1 protein-coding gene is annotated in these 6,317 nt (G+C 55.4%); it reads left to right on the top strand.

Going from position 1 to position 6,317, the window contains the following annotated elements:
- Positions 1 to 105 precede the first annotated feature (105 nt).
- Positions 106 to 6,317 (top strand): RHS repeat-associated core domain-containing protein (locus PUT78_RS22715; protein WP_274354515.1); only part of this gene is annotated, 6,212 nt, incomplete at its 3' end.

Raw genomic sequence — 6,317 nt, 5'->3', positions numbered from 1 at the left:
TCTGAAGTATTGTAGTTTTGGTTCACCCGGAGAGGTAATTGAGTGTTGACAAGAATGTGAAGTAGTTGAGATGGTAATTCTGTTTCAGAATCAGACGGGTATATCATGAAATTCATTTTCCGTGCGTTGGGTGCAGTGCTTCTGGCTGTTCTTTTTTCTGGTCAGATGAGCGCGGATACGCCCGATCCGTCCACACCGCCGCAAGACCCTCACAACACATTCTTTGAGAGCCACCGGATTGGCAGTGATGGTGCCTATCGCACGTCGGTTGACATCAAGATGCCTGCTTTTCGAGGGCTGGAGCCCGGGATCAAGCTGGATTACAACTCGGCCGACAAGAGCAATGGCCACGCGCTGAGCCATCTTGGTGTCGGCTGGCGGATTGGCGGTCTTTCCATGATTGAACGCCGGAGCATAAACGGCGGTACGCCGACTTATACCCGGGAACACGATATCTTTGTGCTGGATGGCGAGGAGTTGCTGTCTTGTCCGTCTTTCCACGGTGGCTCCACGAACTGGCCCTACCCGGCGAAATATCGCGCCAACGGGGTTGCTTCGAGTTGCGAGGCTGGCGGTGATATGACGACGCTTCGTGACAATCATCTGAAGATTGTCCGCACCGGGTCAGATACTGCGCGCGGCAGTGAATTCCACATCTTTGACCAGGACGGCACCCGGTATCGGTATCAGAGCGTGGGGGCGTTAGCGGATGTATCCGGGTCTGCAGGACAGACGGATTTTGACATCACGGCGCGACGGGTCTGGCTGTTGACGGAGATCCGCGACCGTCAGCCGACGCCGAATATTGTGACCATCAGCTATGATTTCAATTCTGAGACGCATGGACGCATCCATCGGCCACGTAATATTGCCTATGGCGGCTATCAGATCTGGTTCAATTATGAGTACTCGCCCGTTGTTCAGTCGAGCTTTGCCACTGGCAAGAGCGTTGCGCGGCAAACATATCGGTTGATTTCGGTTGTCATGCGGGATGCGCAAGAGGGTAGCGGAGTTATTCGTGCCTATCGGCTCAATTACAGCCAGCCGACATCGCAAACGCAGACAGTCCGTCTGAATTCCGTGCGCGAATATGGTTCGGATGTTGTCTTGTCCGACGGGCATGTGACAGGGGGGACTGCACTGCCTGCGCATAGCTTCACATACCGCAATGATCAGTTGGGGTATGAAAGGGTTGATGTGGATGTGCCCTCTTTTACTGACCCGGTTCCCGTTTGGCCATTCGGATCACATCTAGGTTTGGGGCGTTTTGGTGGCTTCCACAATACCATTGCGTCCGGCGATATTAACAACACTGGACGCGAAGATTTTCTTTTCCTGCCGTTTCACCAGTTTCGACATCTACAAGAGTGGGGACATCAGGATAGCATTCCGGACATAAATCTGCGCATGTTATCGCTGCGGCTGATGGCGGACGCGAATGGCAGTGTGACAGCTGAGCGCGTTGATCTGCCCGAGAACAATTCTGCCATACATAGCAGGTGGGTGGAACCTTCTACAGACAATGACTCAGGCAAGCAAGTTACGGCAGCTGATCAGACAACCCTCGTTGGCATCACGCGATCACATACAGAATTCAATGGGGCCAGATTCCTGGCCTATATGCATATCCAGCAAGACACGTTGCAGTATGATGGAAATCACCCTCCGCCACTGCGTCCAAACCAGGTCACATTGCGCCTGTATCCTCTGGATAACAATGGCAATGCACAACTCACCCCTGTCGATGACATCATCATACCCGCTGATACCGCTTCAGCTTGTGGACTTAATTTTATTATAGGAGGGGGGAGCGCCCGCCGTCGCCTTAATTTCCCAGTCACGATGGGAAATTTCAGCGGCGGTGCCAATTCGGAAATTCTTGTCGGGAATCGCATTTATGAGATAGTGAATTCATCCGGTTCGGCGGAATTGCACGAAATGAGTGCCATCAGAGGGGATCTTGCGGAGATTTGCAGTCGGGATCAGTCACCGCCATCGTACAGCTTTGGCGATATTGTTTTCCCCAGCCTACAGACGAGTTATGCCGTTGCGGATTTCACCGGAGATGGCGCCACCGAGATTCTGGCGGGCAAAGAGCTGTATCACCTTGTCGGTAATCAGATCACACGGACACGGATGGAAACATCTCCCCTGATAGGTCCTCGTAGTGAGGATTTCAGTGGTGAGGATGCGGTGTTTCATTCAGCTGTCGATTATGCCTATGGCGATGTGAATGGCGATGGCGTGACAGATATCATTCGCCACTACAGAGGTGATACAAACCACAATGGCCGCAGAGTTGAAGTGTTTCTTGGGACAGGGAATGGCTTTTTACCCGGCCAAACCTGGCTGAGTGAGACGTCCTCTCCCGACGTCCCCAATGTGAAATCAGAAAGGGCGCGCGGCAACCCGCGAACGATGCTTGTTGACCTGAATGGCAACGGGCTGATGGATCTGCTTGTCCACACGGGTTACTCATCAGCAAGTGTCAATGGAGGGGGGCCATACCTTGACCCTTTGTCGATGCGGGCATTCCTGTCGACCGGGACAGGATTTACGAGGCTGAGTTTCCGCAACAATGGCGGCATCACCAGCCCTGTCTCAGGTGATAACTGGATGCCATCCTTCATTGGTGTTGCGGATCTTGATGGTGACGGACGACCGGATATCGTGTCAGGCCGCAGCGGCGCAGGCGTCAATGATGCAGTTGCGATGGCGACGCCTGAGAGTGCGAACCCGAATTTGCTGTCATCGCATCGTTCGCCCTCGGGATCGGTGACGGAGATTTTCTATACGCCATCGACGCAATTTGCGAATGGTGATTTGCCATTTGTTTCTCAATTGGTGACCCAGCTTCGCGTGTCAGACGGGCGCGGGCAATGGCGCGAGACGGATTTCACCTATGTGAACGGCCGGTTTGATCACGACTGGCGCAAGCCGTTGGGGTTCCAGACAGTACAAGCGGTGTTGCCTGCCATTCCGGGTGAAACCGTGCGTCCGACCCTGGTCCGGATTTATCACAATGACAGCGTTGCCAGCCAAGGCCTGTTAAGATCCGAAATATATTCGCAAGGCGGCACGACCTATAGTCGGCAGATCAATACCTGGGATGTTTCAGCCACACGCCCCTTCCGCCGGTTCAAAACTTCTGAACGGACAGCGCAACGCCACGGGCCACAGGGATTGTTTGAGACAGCACGCACTTATGGATACACTGTCTATGGCGAAAGGGCGCAGATTGTTGATTTCGGGTTTACCTTCCCCAATAGTGGTGAGAGCCGGTCAGAATTTGACAATGTGACCACAACCTTCACTTATTCTCCGAATCCGGAGCATTACATCGTCAACCGCCCGAGTACCCGGCGCATCCAGGCGGGAACGCAAAGCAGTTGGGACCGCACAACCTTTCTGGGGCTGGAATACTACCGCTATGACGGGGCGACGGCCAATAATGTGGTACCGGTCCGGGGCAACCTGACGGAAGTGCGCGCCTGGACAGGAAATCCTGCCAATCTTAATCAGCGTGTTGAACGACAGATGGTCTATGATGCACATGGTAATGTGATCACAGAGCGTGATGCACGCGGCGCAGCTGCGTCGCCCCAGTACGGAACAGCCCATCAATATGACAGCGCGCGGCACCTGTTCCGGACGCGCACGACAAATGCTGTCGGGCATCAGACCAACTGGACCTGGGATACGGGTTGTCAGTTAATGGCGACAGAACGCGGTGCCAACAATCTGACGATGCAATTCACTTATGATGCGCTCTGTCGTGAGACAGAGCAACTCTATCCTCTCGAACTGGCGTCAAATGAACGCACCTATGTTCAGACGCATTTCCACAGCCTTGGTGATCCAGAGCAACAGCGGACCCGTAAAGTCGAACGTTCGGCAGGTCATCAGAGCGGGCAGAATGTGACCGTCACGAACGAGTTTTTCGATGGCCTTGGTCAGGTCTGGAAAATCGGACGATCTGAAACCGAAAGCTGGCTGTCAGAAACGAATGGCATCGGACAGATGCGCGGATATGACCAGCGGGGAAATCTGCATTGGGAATCTGTTCCCCAGCCTTGGGCGCAAGTGGCAGCGGCGAGCCATATTGCCTCCAATCGGCGCACGACCTACAGCTATGACCCGCTCAACCGGAAAACCCGCGAGACCTATCCGGACAACACCCGCACGGAGTTCACCTATACGCATCAGTGGATAGACCTGATCGGAACCGGCATCCATTATCCGGGGGTGCGCACGCGTGATGCGCATTGCTTTGATGGGGACGCCGCCAATATTTGCGGGGATAGCGCGGCCTTCAGGGATCACGCCGGAAACATTGTTGCGCAATTGCGCTATGAAAACGACACCGAGCGGGAAAGGACGCGCTTCACGCATGACAGGTTGGGGCGGCTGATCCGGATTGACGACCCGATGGGCGCGCAATGGGATTACAGCTATGATGTGTTTGGAAACCGACTGACGGCATCTGATCCCGGGCTTGGCAGCTGGTCGATGATTTATGATGCCAATGGCAATCTGACACGGCAGACGGATGCGATGGGTCAGCAGATCCATTTCAGCTATGATTTCCTGAATCGTGTGACCCATAAGCAGGTCGGTGCAGGCAGTGCCCGTGTCGATACATATTTTGAATATGATCAGGATCGCGCAGGCTATTATAACCAAGGGCAGGAAGTGCAGCAGGAGGTCTGGCGTGGGAGCACATTGCTTCACCGTGTCGAACGTGACTACCAGCATCTTGGCAATATTGCCCGTGAGGTGCATACGATTGATGACCGCACCTATACCCTGAGCAACACTTACTGGCCTTCCGGCGCGCTTCGCAGGCAGTCGCTACCGGCGCAGCCCGGGCCCAACCCGAGTTATCTGACTGTTGGTGATTACCATTACGATGCGTCGAACCGGTTGACGCGTGTGGGCGATCACATCACATCGGTCACCTATAACCATTGGGACAATCCGACACGGATGGATTTCGGGGGCGGTTCTTATGAAACAAGCGTATATCATGCAACCCGGGGCTGGGTTACCAACATAAGGGGCTTCAACCCGTCGGGCAGCCAGCGGATGCGAAGTACCTATACTCGCAGCGCCACCGGACGGATCACGCGCCATAACACCCACACCACTGCTGATCAGTACGATTTCAGCTATGATTATGCAGGGCGCCTGCTCTCGGCTGCAAATTTTGCCGATCGTCCGGAAACCAATCAGGTCATGACATATGACAGTGCGGGGCGGATGCTGTCGAAAGGGCAGAACCAGGCCAGCGCGACAACCTATACCTATAATTCCTCGCAGCCTTTCCATGCGCCCGTGCGCATCACCACGGCTGGGGTGGATACCAGCTTCAGCTATGATGCCAATGGCAACATGCTGGTCGGACTTGAGACCAAGGCGATGACCTATGATGCCGAGAACCGGCCACTCTCGGTCACGCTGAATGGCGCGCGCACTTGCTATATCTATGGAGCAGATGGTGCGCGACTCAAGAAGATCGAAGGTCTGACGAGCGCAACCGCCTGCTCTGCCGTCAGCTTGCCAGCCTCGGCGAGGGTGACAGTGTATTTCGGGCCGGTGGAACTGCGCAATTTCGGAGGCACAGATGAGGGGCTGATCCTGCATCCGCACGCACGCTTCCGGCTGGCGACGAATACCAATGCCGCGCCTGTTGCGAATTACTTCTTCACCGATCAGCTGGGCTCCATCCGTGCAGCGATGGACGCTACAGGCTCACGCGTGGAGAACCACAGCTTCAATCCCTGGGGAGAAAAGACCGCAGGCCTTGCGCCCAGCCAGACCCTGCCTGAGACCAAAGGCTGGATCGGCGAGCGGTTTGACGAGGATGCGGGGCTGCAGTATCTCAACGCCCGTTATTACGACCCCAAACTCGGCCTGTTCCTTCAGCCCGACTGGTTCGAGGTCACTCAGGCTGGCGTCGGAACCAACCGGTACTCCTACTCCTTCAACGACCCGGTGAATCTGCTCGACCCCAACGGGAATGTTGTGCCCATCGCAGCCATTGCAATTGGTGCTGCCATAGCCTTGCTTGGAAGCGGGGATTATGCAAATGCGCCAACATCCAGCTCTGGCTGGGATGGCAGCGATGGCGGGTCTGACACCTATTCACGCTCGAGCCTCGATATAGCCAGCACCATGGTTGGCGGCGCGGCGGCGCGCGGGATTTTGCGCGCAGGGTCCGAACTGGCGCGCCGTGCGGCCGCCAAATATCCTCGTTTCACGGAAGCGGCAGCGACGGCACTTGCCATAGACAGCATGGGTGAGCCCGGGGGTGGTTT

The sequence above is a fragment of the Roseinatronobacter alkalisoli genome (genome assembly GCF_028745735.1).
GTDB lineage: Bacteria > Pseudomonadota > Alphaproteobacteria > Rhodobacterales > Rhodobacteraceae > Roseinatronobacter > Roseinatronobacter alkalisoli.
The sequence above is the reverse complement of the archived record's forward strand: the minus strand, read 5'-3'. Positions and strand labels throughout refer to the sequence as shown.